Genomic DNA, 20,291 nt, shown 5'->3' on the forward strand with positions numbered 1-20,291 from the left:
CATTATTTGCATTAGTTGACATCTCAGACCAGGGTCTAAGATGTCAACCTGACAAAGTGTGAGGCGCAAGAAAAATGCAAGGGCAACGCGTCGGTTACATTCGGGTCAGTACGTTGGAACAAAACACTCAGCGTCAGCTGGAGCATGTCCAGGTTGATCGTACTTTCATCGACAGGGCATCGGGCAAGGATATTCAACGGCTGCAACTCGATGCATTGCTCGCATTTGTCCGCGAAGGCGATACCGTAGTCGTGCACAGCATGGACCGTTTGGCGCGTAACCTTGACGACTTACGCGGTATTGTCAATGCGAGCCCACGTGTTTTCAAACGCGAGCCGCTACACTTAGTGTCTATGGCGGCTACCTGACGGACAGGGGCTCCAGCTTTGGCCTGATACTGGCTTTCACCGGGCTGTTCGTGCTCGGTTTTATCGGCATGTGCATCAGCCAGCGGCTCTGGCTGTTCTTCGTGTTCCTGGTGTTGTTCAACTTTGCCTATGCGGTGATCGATGTGGTGGTCAAGGCGACCCTGGGCCGAATCCTGCCGGAAGAGGAGCAAGCCGGTGTGTTCTCGGTGCGCTACACGCTGATCAATATCGGCTATGCGGTTGGACCATTTGTTGGTGCGGGATTGGCCCACCTCGATATGCGCTTGCCCTTTGTGATGTCTGCCTTGCTGGGGGTGGTGTCTTTCCTGGCCTACTACAACCTCGGTGACCGGCACCTGCGTCCGGTCGACCGGGCCAGGACGACGATGTCCTTTATCGGTGTGAGCCGGATCCTGCTTCGGGATAAGCGCCTGGTCTGCTTCACCTTGGGTGGCTTGCTCAGCGCCGTAGTGTTCGGCCAGTTCACTGCTTATCTGTCGCAGTACCTGGTGACCACCGCTACGCCGGAGTTCACCTACCAGGTCATCAGTTCGGTGGTGGCGGTGAACGCGCTGGTGGTCATCGGCCTGCAGTTCCTGGTGGGCAGGCATATCACCCAGCGGCACCTGAACCTGTGGCTGACGATGGGCTTCAGCCTGTTCCTGCTTGGGGTCGCGGGGTTTGCATTATCGAGCACGGTGTTGCATTGGGCATTGGCCATGGCGGTGTTCACTTTGGGAGAGATCATCGTGTTTCCCGCCGAGTATATGTTTATCGATCGCATCGCTCCCCGGCACCTGCGCGGCATGTATTACGGGGCGCAGAACCTGTCGACCCTGGGCGGTGCGCTGGGCCCCGTGCTCTGTGGTTTTGCCCTGGCCTGGTGGGCGCCGCATTTCATGTTCTACATGCTGGCCGGCTTCATTATCGCTGGCGGTTGCTTCTACCTGATCGGCGCTGCCTATGCGCGACAGCACGATGCCAGCGAGGCGAACAGCCGCCTGAGGTGAGTCAATTCCCATAGCCGTGGTGGCTCAACCGCCTTGGGGGAGAGTGGTAGCGGCCATCTGCTGTGGCTTGCAATTGAGGTAGGGCGAAGACTTCAGCCAGTGCCGGTCGGGGTACCAGGAAAACATGAACTGGCCGTCCTTGAGCTTGTCGACCACTTGTCGCGCCACCTGCGGGCGCACGGCTGGGCAGCCCTGGCTGCGACCGATGCGGCCTTCGCGCTGGCTCCACAAAGGGCTCACGTAGTCAGCGGCGTGAATGACGATGTCACGGTCGCGGGCGCGATCGTTGAAGCCCGGTTCCAGGCCGTCCATGCGCAGCGAGTAGCCATGGCTGCCCTCATAGCTTTCTTGGGTGCGAAACAGCCCCAGGCTGGATTGGTAGCTGCCCAGGCGGTTGGAAAATTGAGTGGCGAAGTTCTCTCCGGATTTCTGCCCATGGGCGACCAGGTCGCGCAGCACCAGGGTTTTCTGGCGCAGGTCGAAGATCCACAGGCGCCGCGCTGTCGAAGGCTGTGAGTAGTCGATCACGGCCAGGCGTTCGGATTGCCCATGACCTTGATTGATCGCACATTGCATGGCGCTCAGGGCGCTTTTCAGTACCAGGGGGTTGAGTTCTGGCGCGGCGTGGGCGAGGCTGCCATACAGCGTCGATTTCGCCTTGCTGGCGGCCAGGACAGAACCGCCGGACACAGCCAGGGTCATAATGAACAGGCCCAAAATGCTCAGGCAGAGTCGATGGCAAGGTATCAGCATGTAGGGAGCGTCTCCGCCGTGGGTGCAGGCCTGCGCATCCCGTGGGATGACCGTGGATGGGAGCCAAGCCTTTGTTCAGAAAACACGCATATTACTTGAGCATGTGCCTGCTCGTGGCACCACTGGTCGCGACGGCGCAGGATCTGCCGGTCGAGCCGCCCACCGCCTTGCAATCGGCGCTGGCGCAGTTGCCGAGCGACTGCCCGGCGCTGGCCGTGCAACTGGATGGACCGACGCGCTTGCGCCTGCAGGCGTTCTACTTGCAGCACGACAACGTTGCACTTTGGTCCGGCAATGATCGGTTGGCGGCCTTGCAGGCCCAATTGCCATTACTGGCCGATGATGGCCTGGACCCGGCGAGCTACTCCTTGCCCTTGGATCCCGGTGCGGGCAATGCGCTGTGTACCGATATCGAGATCAGCCGACAGTACCTGCGAGCTTTGCAGGATTTGCATTTCGGTCGTCTGTCTCAAGCCCGTTTCGAGCCGCTCTGGCACGCTCAGCCAGGGGCACAGGATCCAGACACCCGATTGCTGACGCTGGCCGCGACCGGATTACAGGATATGGCCCTGGGGTTCGATCAGGCGCGGCCGAATGTCGAGTTGTACCGTCGCCTTCGGCACCTGTACGCCCTGCAACGCCGGCTGCCGCTGGCGGATTGGCCGGTGGTGGCCGGCGGCCCCTTGCTGCGACCAGGCATGGAGGACGCACGGGTGCCGGTATTGGCTGCGCGATTGCTGGCCGAGGGCTATCTGGAAGGCCGGCCCGGCGGTCCTGAAAAGAGCTACGGCAGAGAACTGGCCGATGCGGTCAAGCATTTCCAGTTGCAACATTCGCTGCAATCCGACGGGGTCATCGGGTCGGGCACTCTGACCGAGCTGAATATCCCTGCGGCGCAGCGCCGCGAGCAGTTGCGCATCAACCTCGAACGCTTTCGCTGGTTGGCACCGGATCTGGAGCCCGAGGGCGTGCTGGTGAATGTCGCGGCGGCGCAGTTGAGCGTCTACCACGACGGCGCCCCTATCTGGCAGACCCGCCTTCAGGTCGGCCGTGCCGAGCGGCAGACGCCGCTGCTGAAGTCGCAAGTCACCCGTCTGACCTTGAATCCGACCTGGACCGTGCCGCCGACCATCTTGCGCGAAGACATGCTGCCGGCCATCCGCCTGGACCCGACGGCGTACCTGGCCCAGCATAATCTGCAAGTGCTCGACCGCGAAGGGCATCCATTGGCGGCAGATAGCATCGATTGGGAGCGGCCGGGCAATATCCTCCTACGCCAGGGGGCCGGTGCGCGTAACCCGCTGGGCAAGATCGTCCTGCGCTTTCCCAATCCGTTCTCGGTGTACCTGCACGACACGCCCAGCCAGCCGCTCTTCGCCAAGGGGCCTCGGGCCTTCAGCTCAGGCTGCGTGCGGGTCGAGCAACCGCTGCAGTTGCGCGACCTGTTGCTGACCTCGGCCGAGCAGGCCAGGACCGACGAGTTGCTCGCCAGTGGCGACACCCACGAATTCCGCGTGGCGGCACCGGTGCCGATTCTGCTCGGTTACTGGACGGTTCAGGTCGACAGCGATGGCACGTTGCTCTATGCACCGGATATCTATGGGCGTGATCCGCTGCTGCTGAAGGCTCTGGGAAGCTCGTCCTGATGCTGGTGGCAGAGCCGGCCTTCGGCTCACATCAGGTGGAGTGGACATTTATAGGGAGCGCTGATTAACGCGGCGGGAGAGTGCCTCGGCGCTTTCCTTGCGTTCTGAATAGCGATCCACCAGGTAGTGCTCCCGACCGCGCAGCAGGAGAGTGAACTTCATCAGTTCTTCCATCACGTCGATAACGCGGTCGTAGTAGGCGGAAGGTTTCATTCGCCCGGTCTCGTCGAATTCGAGGAAGGCTTTGGGTACCGACGATTGGTTGGGGATGGTGACCATGCGCATCCAGCGTCCGAGCACCCGCAGTTGGTTCACGGTGTTGAACGACTGCGATCCGCCGCACACCTGCATCACCGCCAGTGTCTTGCCTTGGGTGGGACGGACCGCACCGAGTGCCAGGGGAATCCAGTCGATCTGTGCCTTGAACACCGCCGACAGGGCACCGTGGCGTTCCGGGGAACACCAGACCTGTCCTTCGGACCACATCACCAGGTCGCGTAGCTCCTGCACTTTCGGATGATCGATGGGCACGGAGTCGGGCAGGGGGTAGGCCACGGGGGTCGAAGATCGCCGTTTCGGCGCCCATGTGTTCGAGCAGGCGTGCCGCTTCTTCGGTCAACAACCGACTGAAAGAGCATTCGCGGGTCGAGCCATATAACAACAGAATGCGCGGTGGGTGTTCCGGATGCGTGCGCTGCGCGAGTTTCTCCGGCGTCGGCAGGTCGAATAAGGACAGATCCAGGCCCGGCAGATCGACAGGGAAATCAGTGTTCAAATCGCTCATCAGAGTGCTCCGATACGGTCCAGTGCTTGCTTGAGTGCTGTCGGGTCGAGGGTCGACAGGTCGAGGCGGAACAAGGCGGCAAAGCGCAGGCGAATCTTTGCCACTGTGGCATCGAAGGCTGCCTGGATCTCTGCGTCGGTGCCCTGTACATCAGACGGATCGACCAGTCCCCAGTGGCTCTTGATGGCGGGGCCAAAATACACCGGGCAGGGTTCGCTCCCAGCTTTGTCGCAGACGGTGATGACCAGGTCCGGTGGGGTGTCGGCGAAGCTTTCCGAGCCTTTGCTGTAGAGCCCCGAGGTGTCCACCCCGAGCGCTTGCAGGGTGCTGATCGCACGCGGGTTGAGGCGCCCGCTGGGGGCGCTGCCGGAGCTAACCGCCCTCATGTTTTCGGGCGCCGTGTGATTGAACAGGCCTTCGCAGAGCACGCTTCGGCAACTGTTGGCAGTGCACATGAACAGGACTTTCATGGTTTTCTCCTGGGAGTGAATACTCGCTGGCACGACCTGCGCGGCAAGAGCACTAGCAGCTCGGCGGTGCGGTCAAGATCAGCAGCAGGTGGACTGGCGAATGGGGCGATCTGCCATTGACACGAGCCGCTCGGTGCCGCTGTTGATCCAGGCCTGATTGGCCTTGAGGGTCACCTGAAGCACCTCATAGCCCCATTCCGGTAGCTGCGGGTGAAGGCGGTAATAGATCCACTGGCCTTGGCGACGATCCTCAAGCAGCCCACAGGCGCGCAATTGTGCGAGATGACGGGAGACCTTCGGCTGGCTATCGTCCAGTGCCCAGATAAGCTCGCAGACGCACAGTTCACCCTGGGCACAGAGCATGAGCATGATGCGGGTACGGGTCTCGTCGCCGAGACAGCGGAAGAAGGTGGCTGGGGACAGGTGCATGGCAATGCCTTTGTGTATATTTGAATATCTGTATATTCGAATATACATATGTATTGCCTTTGTCGATAGCAGTCAGGCGAATCGGCCGACTTTCGCTCAGTGGGTCAGGTGCGAGCGCGCCAGCCGAACCCACCAGCGTGCTCCGTGAGGCGCGGCGTTCCCGTACAGGGCGATGGGTGATCCTGCAGACATTCAATAGGGAGAATGGCAGGGGCGGCTGGATTCGAACCAACGCATGGCAGGATCAAAACCTGCTGCCTTACCGCTTGGCGACGCCCCTGTAGCTGTTGCGACGAGTGCCTGGCACTCGACTCCCGCTATTGTCAGTCCCGTAAGGGCCAGCGCGGGAGTGGGCGGGAATTTATCAATTTTCGCCGCGCCTGGAAAGCTCTTTGTAAAACAAATTTGTTTTAAAACAGCTACTTAATTATCCAGCAGAGTGGCTCGGCAGTCTATCCGGTGGATGTGAGCCATTCGGTAGCGTTGGTTTTGTGGTCACCGCCAAATGGTGGTGATCCTGCTCGATAGAGAAAAACGGCGTGGCGAGAGAGGGGCTGGCATCTGGAGCAGGTTCGTCTACCATGATTTTAAAGAAAATGATGTCACTCTTTTGTCAAAATAAAGTAGGAATTAGACGCTTTTTTTGACGGACTTGCGTGTCCTGTGGACAATGGCATTTCGGCCACCATTGATGCTGAGCAGTCTCTACGCTTTTCCCCGCGCGAGATTGCAGCCCAGGCCAGGCATTTCGCGACCCTGCGGTCGCGCATTGGCCTGTTCGTTGGGTGGTGCCGAGTCTGATGGCGGCAATGCCGTCCCTGTGCGCAACCACGCACCAACAGAATGCATGTCACTCAAGTCAGCTGAAGCCAACAACGATAAGAAGTCAGCGCAGGAGCGACATAAAAAGTGAGGCCGATGCCAGTGATGGCGGCCTTGTGTGCCCATTCTCCAGTTCTTTCGAGTGTGCGAATCCAGGTGTCCGTGCGCTTGGTATGTCTCACGAGCAAGGCTGGAGGAACGGATGGCGATCTATCGTAGGTATGACTATATGTTGAAAAAAGTGAACAAGGTGCTGTTGGGCGTGGCCTTGTCGATAGGGGTCACGTCCTCGTTCGCGGCCGAGGCCAAGAAGGTTGATGTGCTGCTGATCGGCGGCGGGATCATGAGTTCGACTCTGGGCATCTGGCTCAATGAGCTGCAGCCTGACTGGTCGATGGAAATGGTCGAGCGCCTGGATGGCGTGGCCGAAGAAAGCTCCAATGGCTGGAACAACGCCGGTACCGGTCACTCGGCCTTGGCCGAGTCGAACTACACGCCGTATGGCAAAGACGGCAAGATCGACATTTCCAAGGCGATCGAGATCAACGAATCGTTCCAGATCACCCGCCAGTTCCTGTCCTGGCAGGTGCGTCAGGGGGTGCTGAAGAACCCGCACTCGTTCATTAACTCGACGCCCCACATGAGCTTCATGTGGGGCGATGACAACGTCAAGTTCCTCAAGGATCGCTACGCGGCCTTGCAGACCAGCCCACTGTTCAGCGGTATGCAATACACCGAAGATCAGGAACAGATCAAGAAGTGGGTTCCGCTGATGATGCAGGGGCGTGATCCGAAGCAGAAGATCGCCGCCACCTGGACGCCGATCGGCACCGACGTGAACTTCGGCGAGATCACTCGCCAATACGTCGCGTACTTGCAACAGCAGCCAACCTTCAAGCTCAATCTGTCCAGCGAAGTGCGGGACATCAAGCGCAACGAAGACGGCAGTTGGCGCGTGGTCTACAAGAACCTGAAAGACGGTACTGAAACCCAGACCGACGCCAAGTTCGTGTTTATCGGTGCCGGTGGCGCCGCACTGCACCTGCTGCAGAAGTCCGGTATCCCTGAAGCCAACGACTACGGGGCCTTCCCGGTCGGTGGGTCGTTCCTGGTTACCGATAACCAGGACATCGCCCTCAAGCACATGGCCAAGGCCTATGGTATTGCGTCGACCGGCGCGCCGCCCATGTCGGTTCCACACTTGGACACCCGCGTGCTGGACGGCAAGCGCGTGATCCTGTTCGGGCCATTCGCGACCTTCTCCACCAAGTTCCTGAAGAACGGCTCGTACTTTGACCTGCTGACCAGCACCACCACCCACAACATCTGGCCGATGACCCGCGTGGGCATCGATCAGTTCGATCTGGTCCAGTACCTGGGCGGTCAACTGATGATGTCCGACGATGATCGCTTCAACGCCCTGAAGGAGTACTTCCCCGAGGCGAAGAAGGAAGACTGGCGCCTGTGGCAAGCCGGTCAACGCGTGCAGATCATCAAGCGTGACGAAGAGAAGGGCGGCGTCCTGAAACTCGGCACCGAAGTGGTCACTGCCAAGGACAACAGCATCGCCGGCTTGCTGGGCGCATCGCCAGGTGCTTCCACCGCGGCGCCGATCATGTTGAGTGTGCTGGAAAAAGTCTTCAAGGACAAAGTGGCAACCCCAGCCTGGCAGGAAAAACTGCACCAGATCGTGCCAAGCTACGGCACCAAGCTGAACGGCAACCCTGAAGCGGTGCAGAAAGAGTGGAACTACACCGCTGAAGTCCTGCAATTGACCACCCCTCCGGTGATCGATCAGAGCGCGCTGGTACCGGCCGCTCCTGCCGCCGCCGACAAGCCCAAGACCGAAGACAATCCGAAGGCTGACATGGCGCTGTAAGCCGCGCCTGCGTCAACGCAGCAAGCGCCATGGAAACGCCACTCAATCGAGTGGCGTTTTTGTCTTCGGCATGGCTCGCCAGAAGGTGTTGTGCTCACCTCCAGGGCACCGATCACGACAACTACCTGCGCCACATTCTGGCATTGTTTGGCGATGAGCGATTATTGCGTATATCGAAGCTGCTTGAGCAGCTGTAGTCGGTGGCAGGGGCGGAGGCGCTGCTCTGGTCAGGAAATAAACAGCAGGAACTCTCGGATCAAGAGCAGTTCAACACCACCACTTGATAGATCAAAAGAGCTACCAACTTTTCGGGTATTTGAGCGGTTCTTGCTCACGTAGCAGGAAAGCCAGTTTTTGTATTGTTTCAGTATTGAAAACCGCGACATCCGTAGAGCCATCTGCTCGAGGAAATGAAAGCTGTGGGCCAAGGTTGGCAACCATGCGTTTATATTCTTCTATCGCGTTTGCTGGAGCGCCCACTATGCTGAGTGGGTTTTCGGCGTTGCTATAAGCATTACGGCCCGTCAGTGAAATCGGCTCTTGAATGCCTATGTGATATTCGCCGCCAGCATTTGCGATAGTTGATTTACCTTGAGCAGGGTGAGTGGTCGAATGCAATAAGTCTAAGTGGTGATTGAAGCCAAATACAAAAGGCCCAAAGGCGCTGACGTCAGGTTTGGTTGATAGCCACGCACCTTGAGCCCCTGTACCTGTGCGAGGTGTCTGAACATTCACTCGAGGGTTGGATGATGACAACATTTCGTCAAATCCCTGTTCCTTTGTACAGTGATAATAATCGGGTAAAGAAACGGGATGACCTGCGGCTGCTTGTGATTGTAAATGCTGTAAGAATTCGGAAAGTCGCACTTCATCGGGGTTATATCGATCAAGTGATGCGATAACACCGTCTATCGCCGTAATAGCTGAAACAGGTTGAGAGGTGGCGCTGTAATAAGTGGCAGCATGTGCGTCAAGCTTCGCTTCGCCTTTTCCATGCAGCGCTTGACGGACCTGTGTTGCATATGCGCTGTAGGGGCGTTGAGATAATGGCAGACCAATGTGCTGCAGCGAGATGGAGGCGGAGTTGTTAGTCGCCACTTGAGCTACAATTGATGAACTGGAGCCAGGTACGGGATTGCCATGGCGGTCACAGGGCTGGCCGTTGTGTAGTTTGTAGCCTGTCGGAGATGATCGGCTAGTTTTGACGCCGTCTGCTCTTCGCTTGATGTGGCGCATGCCACCGCGGAGTTTGGCTTCGCTGAGATCCACCAAAACTTTTCTAGGAACTTGGCCACTAGCTGGACCGTCTATAATCTTTAATTGCCCTACAGGCTTATGATTTTTGCTATTATAAACGACGAAGTTATTACTCTCGGATCCCTTCAGGCCGATGACCATCAAAGGCTCTTCGCCAGATTTCATGTATTGCATGACCTGATAGCGTTCACCTCCCGGATGCCTTGGTGCGAGGCCACCATCAGATAGTGCTCCAGCGGGGATTACTAGAGGGGTGGAACTATATTGGTGGGCGTTATGCGAAAAACCTCTAATCGCGGAGGTGTGATCAAACTCTACATGGAAACTGCTCTGATCATTATTGTGATTTTTTAATGTGATTTTGTTGAGATTATCATTTTTATCTGCGCTCAGCGACACCGATACGCTTTCATATTTACCTTGTGGGCTTTTCAGGCTGGTCTCATAAGTTAGACCAAGGTCAGCGTTTTGTTTGATAGCTGAGGCTGCTCCAAGATCAGTGGCATCCAGGAGTTGCCTCATTTTATTTGAGTCAATCGAACCTTTTAGCGCGCCAACTTTGAAGTTTTTTCCATTGAATGAAATGTGTTTTGGTAATGCCAGAGATGAATGAGCTTGTGAGGTTGATTGGCCGTTATCTGGGGTGGAGATTGTCGTGGTCTGCTCTTTTTGCGCCTGGCCGGAGGCGGGTGTCGATGTAGCTTCAAGCCGATGAATACCAGCTTGCATTTTGGATACGGGCAACATAGCTTTATCCTCTCTATAGACACTGATCCGCCCAAAGACACGCGCTGCTGTTATGCATTGGCAAGTCATTAGCGACTGTAACGGATTGAGTGGTTTGAAAGTTTTGAGTGGTTCCATCGAGATGCACGTAAATATTTGTTCGCTGGTCAGGTCTACACTGCTGAGGGCGGATGTTGAAGTCTTGGAGTGAAGAATTTGATGGGGCCGGAGAGCTTGGCTTGCCTCTACAAATCCGAGCACCAATTTCCGTTAAATTGGTGCTACTGCCAAGCGCTCGAACTCTCTCGGCGAGCGATATTTCAAGCACTAATTACCAGGTGGGACTCATGACCCAGCCGGTGGCCTCGCGATCACAGCAGTCCAGGGCAAATGTCACGCTCAGTTTTGTGCCGTCCTCGCAATGAAACGAGCACCCATCGCGTGTCGCTGGTTTTCACCGCAATACGATCTTCGTGCCGACGCCGCACATTGAGCTGTTTGATTCGGTGCTCAATCAGTTAGTTGTGATCACGCATCACCCGGTAAACTCGTTTTACGTTGATCGATGGCAGCAACTGGGTCTCACGGGCGCGACGCAGCCATCTCCAGACACGGCGAACTCGTTGATTTGTTGCTGGATTTGCAACACCAATGCGGTATCGTCCACATGTCTGTTTCGCCGTACTTTGAGCGATACAGATTGCTTGATTCGAATTGCTAATTGCGAGCGCGCCATACCGAGACATTCGCTGACCAGCGTCAAGGGTCGTCCCCCAACAACAGTGGGTGTGCAAAAGGGTCAGGGTCCACAGATCCATGGCGGCGTGCTCTGGGATCGGGAGGTAGCAAAGCCCGACAGTAACACCAAGTATTAACTCGACGCCAGACTGCCGAGGCCTTTCCTCATCTGTATCTGAAACTTGTGGCGCAGGTGAACGGTTCGACGCTACTAGATACTGACCTGGTTCATTTCTGGCAAAGCGGTTGCTCGCGCAGGCATCGAGCTGCCTTAGTCGCGCAGCATGCTCGCACCGTATTCACTGAAACTGCGACCCAGGTTGTTGCTCATCGAGCCGCTTGGCTGGCTGGAGCGTGCGCTGCTGTTGTAATGCTGTTGGCAGCTTAGTGTTTCGCAGGCGCTGTTGTTGCTGTTGTTGCTGTTGGTGGTCACGCCAGAGCAGGCGCTCAGTAACAGGCTGGCGACGACCAGCGCGGCTTTGACGAGGCTTGGTTTCATAGTGGCTTCCCCAGGGTCGACATATTTTGTAATAAATGCTTGATCCATCTTACGCTTTTGCCAGTGCGCGCTAGATGAAATTTTCGGGGCTCAAGTAACGTTCGGCACTGAGGCTGTAGAGCAGGCTGCGGGGCTGGCCCGGCACATCATCCAGTTCGCCGTCGACGATCATCCGGGCGCGCTCCAGGGCGCGGCGCGAGGGGAGGTTGTCTGGCCGCACCAGGCCGATAACCTCGTTGCGCTCCAGGGTCAAGAAGGCCAGGTGCAGGGCGGCTTCGACCATTTCGCTGGCATAGCCCTTGCCCCAGGCGTGCGGCGCGAACCGAAAATATAGGTTCAGCGCGGTTCTCGTACCGAAGACGCCGTCCTGGAGGCCGCCGAAGCCCAATACCTGCTCCGGATGTTCCTTGTCGCAGACGGCCCAGTAGCCGAAGCCCCTGGTTTTCCAGTGCTCGACCCAGTTGAACAGGTTGCTGCTGGTGGTTTCGAGGGACGCCGCGCCTTGGGGGTTGTAGTGATTGGTTTGCGGGTCGCCGTGGATGGCCTGGGCAACCTTGAAGTCGTCCGCTTGCACCGGGCGCAGTAGCAGGCGGTGGGTCTGAATGATGGAGACAGGGGTTGCAACCGACATGAGGTGTTTCTCCAGAGAAACAGGTTGCCCCGGATAGTGCACCGCCAGGGGTGTTTTCTTCAATACGGAGCAAGGCATTGAACGGGCAGCAAGAGCGGTGGCGCGGTCACTGCGCTGTCGCACGCACGGGATAGTCGATGGGGTGAATATTGACTTATGATGATGGCAATTGAACATTGTCGGATTCGGCGTTTTCGCCCGTTCGCTCTGAGCGCTTCGATGAGACCGCTACACACTCGCCTCCCATTCCTTCGGGAATCCAGAAGGGGCGCAGGTGCTGGCCCACGATTTGTAGACTATGGATGATGTGCATGCACAAGGCCCACTTTGGGGAGAATCGTCGTCAGGTATTGAGCTGGTTGACAGATCGTTGGCTTGTTGAAGGGCCGGCTGTGTGTTTTATCGAAGGATTTCCCGGCGTCGGAAAGAGTGAATTGTCGGTAGAACTGGCCACGCATGTCGAGCAGTTGGAGGGCTGGCAGGTCATCATCGAAGAGGTGGTGGAACGCCCGCTCGCCCTGCAGGCGACGCTGTCCGATATCGCCGACAGGCTGACGGGGCTGGGCGTCGAAACGATGTTGAATACATTGCTTTCCGAGCGACCTAATCCCGCTTTCGCCCTGGAGCAGGCGCTGCGCAAACCGGTGCTGGTTATTCTCGATGAAGCACAGCGCCTGTTCAAGGCCAATACCGGGGAGCCGCAAGGTGAATTGGTGGGGATTCTGTCGTTGCTGCGAGGTCGACCTAATCTTCGCGGACGATTGCTATTGATCAGTGATCGCCTGGTTGAGCGTGCGCGCTGGTCGGAGAGCTTTCCGATCAAGACGCTGACGGCACTGACCGAAGAAGATGCCCTGGCATTGTTGGAGGATCGGTTGCGGGGCAGCGGCAATCTCGATGCGGTACCCGCGGAGCGCAAGCAGGATCTGATCCGTTCCCTGGGGTGCAATCCGAGGGCTATCGAGAGCCTGGTGGCAACCCTGGCTTATGAATCCCTGGACGCGGTGATCGGTGCCAACCCCAGTCTCTGGGCTTATCAGGATCGGGAAGTGTCCCGTGATTTCCTGCAGAGGCTGGAGCGGGATCTGCTGGAGCGTACCATGAGCCACTTGGAGCCGATCCAGCAGCGTCGATTGCTGATGCTCTCGGTTCATCGCAGAAGTTTTGAACGTGTGTGCTTCGACATTATTTGCGCGGGTGTGACTAAGGACGCCAATGATTTTCGCAACTTGCTGATTACCCGCTTTCTTCTGAGCCAGCGTCAGGGCTGGTATTCGCTTCATCCGATCATTCGGGAAATCGGCTTGGCTCATCTGCGTGATTGTCGGCCCGATTTCAAGCAGGCTCACTCCAAAGCCGCCGAGTACCACATACGCCCCTATGAAGCCCAGGCGATGGTGATCGACCACAAGAGAGTCGCCAGTACCTTCGCCGAGCTTCGCTATCACCTGCACCATTGCGGTCGTCAGGAAGACCTCAATCGCGTGGTGTTGAGCACGGCCGATCACCTGCTGAGAACCTTCAAGACCCACTCGAAGATTCCAACAGGGGACGAACTGGATGAGTTGATCTCGGTATTGACCATTCTGTTGGAGGATTGCCTGGTCAGGCCGCTTGAATATTACCTGGCCCGTTGTTTGAACGAACGCAACAGGCCGGGCGATATCGAGCTGGCGCTGGTGCATGCCAAGCTAGCGGTCGGCCCTGAGGGACCGCCCGATGCCGCGGACTTTGTGGCGCGTCTTGAAGAGCGCCTGGGGCGGATCGATGATGCGTTGGCGACTCTCCATGTGGCGATCGAGGCCTATTCGCAGAGTGGCAATCCGGTGTCTCTTTACTTGCAAGGGGCAAGATTGCTCAAGGGCCAGGGCCGAGGAAATGAAGCGCTGGAATTGTTGAAACAGGGTATTGGCGCAATCCCGCCCGAGAAAAATGTCGTCGCGCTTTACCATGCCTATGCACAGTTGCTCGTGGACGAAAATCGTCGCGCGCAGGCAATCGCTTTTTTGCGTGAAGGTCTGGGGCTGATCTCGGCCGAGTTCAATAGTGTGGTGCTGTACATTCAGTGCGCCGAACTGTTGAGAGAGGCCAAGCAACTCGGCGAAGCCATTACCTTGTTGGTCAGCGGCATTGGCAAAGTCTCAGCGAAGTTTTATCTCATTGGATTGTATCAATTGTGCGCGGCGTGTTTGAAAGAGGACGGGCGGCTGGCGGAGGCGATTGCACTGTTGACCGAGGGCATAGAAGTATTGCCCCGTGAAGCTCATCAAATCCCGATATATATCCAATGTGCGCATTTGATGAGACTCGATAATCGGGTTGAAGAGGCGCATCAATTGCTCACCCGCCCGGATTTTCCGCGCCACGTTGCCGAGAGCGCAACCATTGAGGAAAAACTGGTTTTCAACGCCGCCATCGGACTTGATCTTGGCTACCTGCACACTGTTATCGGGCGCGAGGGCGGTCATTCGGCAACCGTGCTGTTCGCCAGGTGCTTCCTGGCTCAGATAGCGGGGCACTGGGAGGAGGCTGCCCACATTGCCCATGAGGGCGTTGCACGTTGGCCAGCCAATCACTATCTGGTGCTTCAAGGGGTGTTCTGCCGGTTATGCGCAGGCCAGCTAGAGGAGGCGCAGGCGATTTTAGACTCATTGCAACGCTCCAGCTATCTGCCTGAAAACGCAGAAACCTGGCTTCGGTGTTTCATTGCCTTTCGCCAAGGGGATGTGGCTGGGGCGTATCGCTTTTATGGTTTCTACACGGGTACCGCGCTGGCGCGGGGCGAAACGCTAACGGAGATGGATCTGCTGGCGCTCTGGAATGGACCCGTGTCTTATTCGATGAGCCATCCGGCCAACTGTCTCATCCTACTGCCTCCCTCTTTGACCGGGATGGATCATGTTGTCAGGCGGCCATTGAATATGAGCGCCTGCCGCGAACTCACGGATTGGATAACGCACATGAAAGAAACTGGCGGCCAAGCGCCGATTCAATCATTGACGTCCCAGGTGCCGGCGCAGCAAGAGCGCTGCCATGGCCCCTCGGTTCTGGTGATGGCCACGGAATGGAATTCCGCCCATGGTGGGTTGTCCACCTTCAATCGCGAGTTTTGTCGAGCCTTGGCAAGGGCCGGATGTAGGGTCGTCTGTGCGGTGCCGGATGCCACCGAGGCAGAAGTCATTCATGCTCGGGATTGCGCCGTCCATCTTTTGCGCGCACCTGGAGGCCCCGGTGCCGAAGTCATGAGCGGGTTGCTTCGTCGTCTGGCGCTGCCGGAGGGGTTCAGCCCGGAACTGGTGGTGGGACATGGGCGTATCACTGGCCCGGCGGCGGATGTCCAGGCAACGGATTTCTTCCGCGAGGCCAAGCGGATCCATTTTGTCCATATGGCTGCCGGGGAGATCGAGTGGTTCAAGGGTAAAGACGATGCCGCGGCCAAGAGCGAGGAGCGGGAAAGGATTGAACTCAGACTCTCTGAAAAAGCGGCATGGGTCGTTGCGGTCGGACCGCGTCTATTCCGCGAGACGCGCAATCTGCTGGCGGCACTGAATCATCCTCCCAGTACCTACGAAATGATTCCTGGGTTTTCATGCTCGAAGACGAGGACGCCACCCGATGGATTGCATTGCCTGATTCTAGGGCGTGCCGAGGATCTTGAACTCAAGGGGCTGGATATCGGAGCGCTGGGGCTTGCCAAGTTGCTGGACAGTAACGTGCGTTTTCGGTCGGACCCCGAGTTGATTGTTCGTGGCGCACCACCAGGAACCGGTGCCGCTTTGCGTGGGCAATTGTTGAAGATCGTCGGTGGGCAGAAGTTGTCGATCCGGGTGCGCGAATATACCAGCGAGGAAAGTACGGTCGAGGGGGACCTGAAGCGTGCGACATTATTGTTGATGCCCTCCAGGCGTGAAGGATTCGGCTTGGTCGCTCAGGAAGCTCTGGCCCTTGGCGTGCCCATTCTGGTCAGCCATCAGAGCGGTATCGGCGAGTTTCTCCTGCAGTTGCTGGGAGAGGTCGAGTCTCAGCATTACGTCGTGCGTACCCAGGGCGATTTGTCTTCTGACACCGATGAGTGGGCCAAGCGTATCGAGGGAGTGCTGCGCGATCCGCAGACGGCCTTCGAGCGGGCTGACAAGCTCGCCAGGAGGTTGGCTGAAGAGTATTCCTGGAAGCACTCCGTGGACCTGCTCTTGAAGGCGGTCAACCGCTGATGTGACCAAGGCACGCACCGGGGCGTTATGGAGGGGCTGTTGAGCGGCGGCGCCCCGGTCGAACCGAAGCGATCATGGCGCCCCGGCGCGAAACCCCGAATGAGCGCAACTCAGGGCGGCAACGGGGTTATGGCACTCGTTTCAGCGTGGGGCAGATCGAATATGACCCACAGTGCCATGATCCGGTTGCAAATCTCCTGGCGCACGCCGACAAGGCGAGGTACGCGTATAACCGGGCACTCAAACGTCGTTGAACGCAGCCCAGGTAAGCGGGCCGCTCGATCCGTGGTTACTTTGCGGCCTGGGCATCCATCTGGCGGCTCTTCAAGTTCTTGTCGGCCTTATAGCGCAAGGCCACATCCGGCACACCACCGCTCTTGCCGGTTTCGACCCAGTTGCGGATTCGACTGGCATCGGCGAAGTGGGTGTACTTGCCGAATGCATCGAGAATCACCAGAGCTACCGGGCGGTTGCCCATTTCGGTGACCAGCACCAGGCAATGGCCGGCCTGGTTGGTGAAGCCGGTCTTGGTGATCTGGATCTTCCAGCTGTCTTTGTTGATCAAATGGTCAGTGTTGCGAAAACCCAGGGTGTAATTGGGTTTGCGGAACGCCACGGTCTTTTCCTTGGTGGTGCTCAGTTCGCTCAACATCGGGTAGTGGCGTGCGGCCATCAACAGCTTGCTGAGGTCGCGGGCGGTTGACACGTTGTGGATCGATAAGCCGGTCGGTTCGACATAGTGGGTGTTGATCATGCCCAGCGATTTGGCCTTGGCGTTCATCGCGGCGATGAACGCAGCGTAGCCGCCGGGGTAATGGTGGGCGAGGCTGGCGGCGGCGCGGTTTTCAGATGACATCAGGGCAATCAACAGCATCTCCTTGCGCGACAGCTCGCTATTGAGCTTGACCCGGGAGAACACACCTTTCATTTCCGGGGTGTCACTGATGTTCACCGAAATGTACTGGTCCATCGGTAGCTTGGCATCCAGCACGACCATGGCGGTCATCAGTTTGGTCACCGAGGCAATCGGCACAACCACGTCCGGGTTGCTCGAATACAGGGTCTCGTTGGTTTGCAGATCGATCAGTAGGGCGCTGCCGGAAGCGACTTGCAGGTGGACGGTATCGCGAGGGGCTTGGGTGGTTTCACGTGCCTCGACAGGGGTTACAGCGACGGTGCCGGCCAGGACAAAAAAAAGGCTCAGGATGGAATGACGAATGTTCACGCGGATGGACTCGCAAAAAATGGATATGCCGTTGGCAACGGGTTTTTATAGAAAAAGCGTTACATTTTATGAATATAGTTCAGCAAGTTGCCATACCTCTGGAGGTATTGGGCGTAACTGACACAAAATTTACTTTTGCGCCGATTTCGTCCCATTTTTCTCTTCGAGCTTCCGCTCCCGATCCCGTCCGTAATTGAGTTCTGCCAAGGCGAGCCGGTCGCCAGAGCAACCTCGACAGCGGGTTTCGGTCGCTTGCCTATCAGTGCCACGTCCATACTGGCCATAAGACATATGGTAGCTCAGGTATGGCCGCCGTTGTATGGTTCGCGGGCCTTTATTTCGAGGGTTTCAGCCAAGGGTGCAGCGGGGCCTGCAACGTAGGTCAGTGCATTGTGGCGCCGAAATTGACTGACAGTACTTCGTACAGACCCTGGCCACACAGCCATTGAGTCAATACTGCGCAAGCCGGGCACGCTTGATCGGCGCCCATAAAAAAGCCCGCAACCAGTGCGGGCAAGGGTTTGTGCGGAGCAACGCACGATTTGGGAACAGGTGATGCGATCAGGCACCGAAAGTGTGCACGTCCATGCGCTCGGACAGCGCCTTGGCCACTGAAAGGGATGTAAAAGGACCGCTAATGGCGACGCCGTCGCGGACCAGATACCAACAAGCGAGCAATCCCAATTCCCTGAGCGAGGCGGGGACGGCGCTGCCGATAACGGACATGATTTGAACCTTGGGCATAAGTACCTCCATCAATCTATGGAGTTACTTTACGAGGACCGCGGATCGGAGGAAAATCATCGCGCTCGATAGTAGACATCGATGAAATCAAGTCTTGTCCCAGACAGGGCATCGACCGCAAGCACTTGAATAGAGGCTGGATCAGTCGACGACCTGATCCAGCATGTTCATGACTTCCTGCTCGCTCAACAATCCCTTGCAGACCAGGTTCTCGGCCAGCAACGAGAGAAACTTGGCGGTGCGATGGCTCTCCAGTTGCTTGAGTTCGGTGAGCGCGCTGTAGACTTTGCTGGAAGTGCAAAGGCCGGCGGTGCGATGCGGATTTTGCGTAGGCATGACTTGTCCTTGTTCTTATAGGTAGAGGTTCTCAGGGTATGTGAGCGATCTTGCCGATCGGTAATAGCACCGATATGACAGCTGTGTGAAGAGCTGCTCAAGGCGACGGCCGCTGCTTATCATGCGCCATTGGCTCGGCGTTGCTGTCTCGCTTGCGACCTTTACCACCGAAATTCAGACCAGGCCTACGAAGTGCTGGCACTTTTGGTAAGCCCCGAACGAGTTAGGCCCCGTCTTGCGAGCGGGGCCTGGGGTGCTTGCCTTGACGATTACCAGCGTGGGCCGTAACCGTAATGCCGATGACCGTAGTACGCCGGGCGGTAGTATCCGCCGCCGCCGTACACCACCACTGGAGGCGGTGCCTGGACGTAGACCGGGGCCGGTTGGTAGTAGACCGGAGCCGGTTGCTGAATATAGACCGGTGCGGGCTGTGCATAGACCGGCTGCTGGACATAGACCGGCCGATTGTTGGACACCACCGAACCGACAATCGCTCCGCCGATTACACCACCCAACAAGGCAGGCCCCACCCAGCCGCCACCGTGGGCAGAGGCCTGACCTGCGACAGCGAGTGCACCGACGAGTAAAGCTACCTTGGGAATTGTACGAATCATGATTATTCCTCGGGTTCAAACCCCTACGCTTGTTGTCTGCAATAGACTCAAGGACTGTCGCGGGGATACTTCTATGACAGCGATTTCTTGAAAATCGTCACTGCCGCTGAGTAAATTTTGTGTAAGGTTGCGGGCGATGCTTCCTTACAGTCCTGCGATACCCGCGCCAGAGTTCGATGATCAACGAAAACAGGGGCGATGGCTAATCCCATCTATCCGAAAGTTCCCATCAGGAGATGAAACATGCAGATGAATCCCAACAAAGATACCCAACTGTGTATGTCATTGTCTGGGCGCCCCGGAAATTTTGGCCTGCGTTTCCACAATCATCTCTATGAACAACTGGGCTTGAACTTCTATTACAAGGCCTTCAGCAGTCAGGACCTGCCTGGTGCAATCGCCGGGATCCGCGCCCTGGGAATTCGTGGTTGCGGGGTGTCGATGCCGTTCAAGGAAGCCAGTATCGCCTTGGTGGACGAATTGGACGCCTCGGCGGCGGCGATCCAGTCGATCAATACGATTGTCAACACGGCTGGTCATCTCAAAGCCTACAACACCGACTACATGGCAATTGCCCAGCTGCTGGCGACCCATGCGGTGCCCAGGGACATCACCTTTGCGCTGCGCGGCAGTGGCGGGATGGCGAAGGCCGTGGCGTCGGCCCTGCGTGACGGCGGCTATCGCAATGGCACCATCGTGGCGCGCAATGAAGTTGCCGGCAAGGCATTGGCGGCGATCTGTGGGTACGAATGGAAGGCCGAGTTGGGTACGTTGCGTGCGCAGATGCTGGTTAATGTAACGCCGGTGGGCATGGATGGCGGTCCGGAGGCCGGCCAGTTGGCATTCGAGGCGAGCGCGGTGGATGCCGCCGAGACGCTGTTCGATGTGGTGGCGATTCCTTCGCAAACACCGTTGATCGTCCGTGGTCGAGAGCAGGGCAAGCGGGTGATCACCGGGTTGGAAGTGATTGCCATCCAAGCCCTGGAGCAGTTTGTGTTGTACACCGGCATACGGCCCACGCAGGAGCAGTTCCAGAAGGCCGTGGCGTTTGCCCGAGCCTAGTGGCCTGTGTGGTGAGTTCTGTGAGCCCATTTCGGCGCCACAAGCCCTTGGTCGGCGTTGCTGTTCCTCGCCATAGCCCGGCTATGA

Annotated in this window: 14 protein-coding genes, 1 tRNA gene and 4 pseudogenes; 6 read left to right on the forward strand and 13 right to left on the reverse strand. The window is 57.6% G+C overall.

Annotated elements, in window-relative coordinates; translation table 11 throughout:
- Positions 1-74: 74 nt before the first annotated feature.
- Positions 75-305, forward strand: a pseudogene (locus AWM79_RS04540) (recombinase family protein); the annotation flags it as partial.
- A 38-nt stretch (positions 306-343) separates the two neighbouring features.
- Positions 344-1,378, forward strand: a pseudogene (locus AWM79_RS04545) (MFS transporter); the annotation flags it as partial.
- A gap of 24 nt (positions 1,379-1,402) precedes the next feature.
- On the opposite strand, the gene AWM79_RS04550 reads toward AWM79_RS04545, so the two are convergent.
- The gene (locus AWM79_RS04550) at positions 1,403-2,131 is read right to left on the reverse strand and encodes a murein L,D-transpeptidase catalytic domain family protein (protein ID WP_060782244.1); all 729 of its coding nucleotides are present in this window, start codon (positions 2,129-2,131) and stop codon (positions 1,403-1,405) included.
- Positions 2,132-2,202: 71 nt separating this feature from the next.
- Here AWM79_RS04550 and AWM79_RS04555 point away from each other — a divergent pair, with 71 nt between their 5' ends.
- Entirely contained in the window at positions 2,203-3,777 is a 1,575-nt protein-coding gene (locus AWM79_RS04555; RefSeq protein WP_026013085.1) for a L,D-transpeptidase family protein, read from the forward strand.
- Between the two features lie 48 nt (positions 3,778-3,825).
- Here the strand turns inward: AWM79_RS04555 and arsH are convergent.
- The 4 genes and pseudogenes from arsH to AWM79_RS04575 all read right to left on the reverse strand — a co-directional run bounded on the left by arsH (position 3,826) and on the right by AWM79_RS04575 (position 5,740).
- Positions 3,826-4,561 (reverse strand): annotated as a pseudogene (gene arsH, locus AWM79_RS04560) (arsenical resistance protein ArsH).
- Positions 4,561-5,031: an arsenate reductase ArsC gene (locus AWM79_RS04565; RefSeq protein WP_017131137.1), complete on the reverse strand. Its 471-nt coding sequence runs from the start codon at positions 5,029-5,031 to the stop codon at positions 4,561-4,563. Before AWM79_RS04565 ends, arsH begins: the two are co-directional and overlap by 1 nt.
- Positions 5,032-5,109: 78 nt before the next feature.
- Positions 5,110-5,460: a metalloregulator ArsR/SmtB family transcription factor gene (locus AWM79_RS04570; protein ID WP_017131138.1), complete on the reverse strand. Its 351-nt coding sequence runs from the start codon at positions 5,458-5,460 to the stop codon at positions 5,110-5,112.
- A 205-nt stretch (positions 5,461-5,665) separates the two neighbouring features.
- Positions 5,666-5,740 (reverse strand) — tRNA-Gln (locus tag AWM79_RS04575).
- A 771-nt stretch (positions 5,741-6,511) separates the two neighbouring features.
- On the opposite strand from AWM79_RS04575, the gene mqo reads away from it, so the two are divergent.
- A complete protein-coding gene (gene mqo / locus AWM79_RS04580) occupies positions 6,512-8,161 on the forward strand; it encodes a malate dehydrogenase (quinone) (RefSeq protein WP_026013086.1) in 1,650 nt (549 codons plus the stop codon).
- Between the two features lie 297 nt (positions 8,162-8,458).
- Here the strand turns inward: mqo and AWM79_RS24845 are convergent, their stop codons facing one another.
- The 4 genes and pseudogenes from AWM79_RS24845 to AWM79_RS04590 all read right to left on the reverse strand — a co-directional run bounded on the left by AWM79_RS24845 (position 8,459) and on the right by AWM79_RS04590 (position 12,012).
- The gene (locus AWM79_RS24845; protein WP_143063278.1) at positions 8,459-10,165 is read right to left on the reverse strand and encodes a hypothetical protein; all 1,707 of its coding nucleotides are present in this window, start codon (positions 10,163-10,165) and stop codon (positions 8,459-8,461) included.
- A 331-nt stretch (positions 10,166-10,496) separates the two neighbouring features.
- A pseudogene (locus AWM79_RS26175) lies at positions 10,497-10,713 on the reverse strand (IS3 family transposase); the annotation flags it as partial.
- Between the two features lie 440 nt (positions 10,714-11,153).
- The gene (locus tag AWM79_RS04585) at positions 11,154-11,381 is read right to left on the reverse strand and encodes a hypothetical protein (RefSeq protein WP_017131141.1); all 228 of its coding nucleotides are present in this window, start codon (positions 11,379-11,381) and stop codon (positions 11,154-11,156) included.
- A gap of 70 nt (positions 11,382-11,451) precedes the next feature.
- The gene (locus AWM79_RS04590) at positions 11,452-12,012 is read right to left on the reverse strand and encodes a GNAT family N-acetyltransferase (protein WP_060782245.1); all 561 of its coding nucleotides are present in this window, start codon (positions 12,010-12,012) and stop codon (positions 11,452-11,454) included.
- A gap of 176 nt (positions 12,013-12,188) precedes the next feature.
- Between AWM79_RS04590 and AWM79_RS04595 the strand changes: the two genes are divergently transcribed.
- Entirely contained in the window at positions 12,189-16,223 is a 4,035-nt protein-coding gene (locus tag AWM79_RS04595; RefSeq protein WP_167375417.1) for a glycosyltransferase, read from the forward strand.
- Between the two features lie 289 nt (positions 16,224-16,512).
- On the opposite strand, the gene pbpG is transcribed toward AWM79_RS04595, so the two are convergent.
- The 4 genes from pbpG to AWM79_RS04615 form a co-directional block, all read right to left on the reverse strand.
- Complete coding sequence (gene pbpG, locus AWM79_RS04600) at positions 16,513-17,448, reverse strand: D-alanyl-D-alanine endopeptidase (protein WP_060782247.1); 936 nt, start codon at positions 17,446-17,448, stop codon at positions 16,513-16,515.
- 561 nt (positions 17,449-18,009) lie between these two features.
- Positions 18,010-18,192, reverse strand: a complete 183-nt coding sequence (locus AWM79_RS04605) for a hypothetical protein (protein WP_060782248.1) — start codon at positions 18,190-18,192, stop codon at positions 18,010-18,012.
- A gap of 141 nt (positions 18,193-18,333) precedes the next feature.
- Entirely contained in the window at positions 18,334-18,528 is a 195-nt protein-coding gene (locus AWM79_RS04610; RefSeq protein ID WP_060782249.1) for a hypothetical protein, read from the reverse strand.
- A 269-nt stretch (positions 18,529-18,797) separates the two neighbouring features.
- Complete coding sequence (locus AWM79_RS04615; protein WP_017131148.1) at positions 18,798-19,142, reverse strand: hypothetical protein; 345 nt, start codon at positions 19,140-19,142, stop codon at positions 18,798-18,800.
- 243 nt (positions 19,143-19,385) lie between these two features.
- Here AWM79_RS04615 and AWM79_RS04620 point away from each other — a divergent pair, with 243 nt between their 5' ends.
- Positions 19,386-20,204 carry a shikimate 5-dehydrogenase gene (locus tag AWM79_RS04620; protein WP_060782250.1) on the forward strand — a complete coding sequence of 273 codons (819 nt, stop codon included), beginning with the start codon at positions 19,386-19,388 and terminating at the stop codon, positions 20,202-20,204.
- Positions 20,205-20,291 lie beyond the last annotated feature (87 nt).

Origin of the sequence: Pseudomonas agarici (assembly GCF_001543125.1) — a bacterium.
Lineage (GTDB): Bacteria > Pseudomonadota > Gammaproteobacteria > Pseudomonadales > Pseudomonadaceae > Aquipseudomonas > Aquipseudomonas agarici.

Excerpts from the sequence above, each read along its gene's own strand:
- AWM79_RS04550 (WP_060782244.1), bottom strand. The coding sequence starts at position 2,131 with ATGCTGATACCTTGCCATCGACTCTGCCTGAGCATTTTGGGCCTGTTC.
- AWM79_RS04565 (WP_017131137.1), bottom strand. The coding sequence starts at position 5,031 with ATGAAAGTCCTGTTCATGTGCACTGCCAACAGTTGCCGAAGCGTGCTC.
- AWM79_RS04570 (WP_017131138.1), bottom strand. The coding sequence starts at position 5,460 with ATGCACCTGTCCCCAGCCACCTTCTTCCGCTGTCTCGGCGACGAGACC.
- mqo (WP_026013086.1), top strand. The coding sequence starts at position 6,512 with ATGTTGAAAAAAGTGAACAAGGTGCTGTTGGGCGTGGCCTTGTCGATA.
- AWM79_RS24845 (WP_143063278.1), bottom strand. The coding sequence starts at position 10,165 with ATGTTGCCCGTATCCAAAATGCAAGCTGGTATTCATCGGCTTGAAGCT.
- AWM79_RS04585 (WP_017131141.1), bottom strand. The coding sequence starts at position 11,381 with ATGAAACCAAGCCTCGTCAAAGCCGCGCTGGTCGTCGCCAGCCTGTTA.
- AWM79_RS04590 (WP_060782245.1), bottom strand. The coding sequence starts at position 12,012 with ATGTCGGTTGCAACCCCTGTCTCCATCATTCAGACCCACCGCCTGCTA.
- AWM79_RS04605 (WP_060782248.1), bottom strand. The coding sequence starts at position 18,192 with ATGCCCAAGGTTCAAATCATGTCCGTTATCGGCAGCGCCGTCCCCGCC.
- AWM79_RS04610 (WP_060782249.1), bottom strand. The coding sequence starts at position 18,528 with ATGCCTACGCAAAATCCGCATCGCACCGCCGGCCTTTGCACTTCCAGC.
- AWM79_RS04615 (WP_017131148.1), bottom strand. The coding sequence starts at position 19,142 with ATGATTCGTACAATTCCCAAGGTAGCTTTACTCGTCGGTGCACTCGCT.
- AWM79_RS04620 (WP_060782250.1), top strand. The coding sequence starts at position 19,386 with ATGCAGATGAATCCCAACAAAGATACCCAACTGTGTATGTCATTGTCT.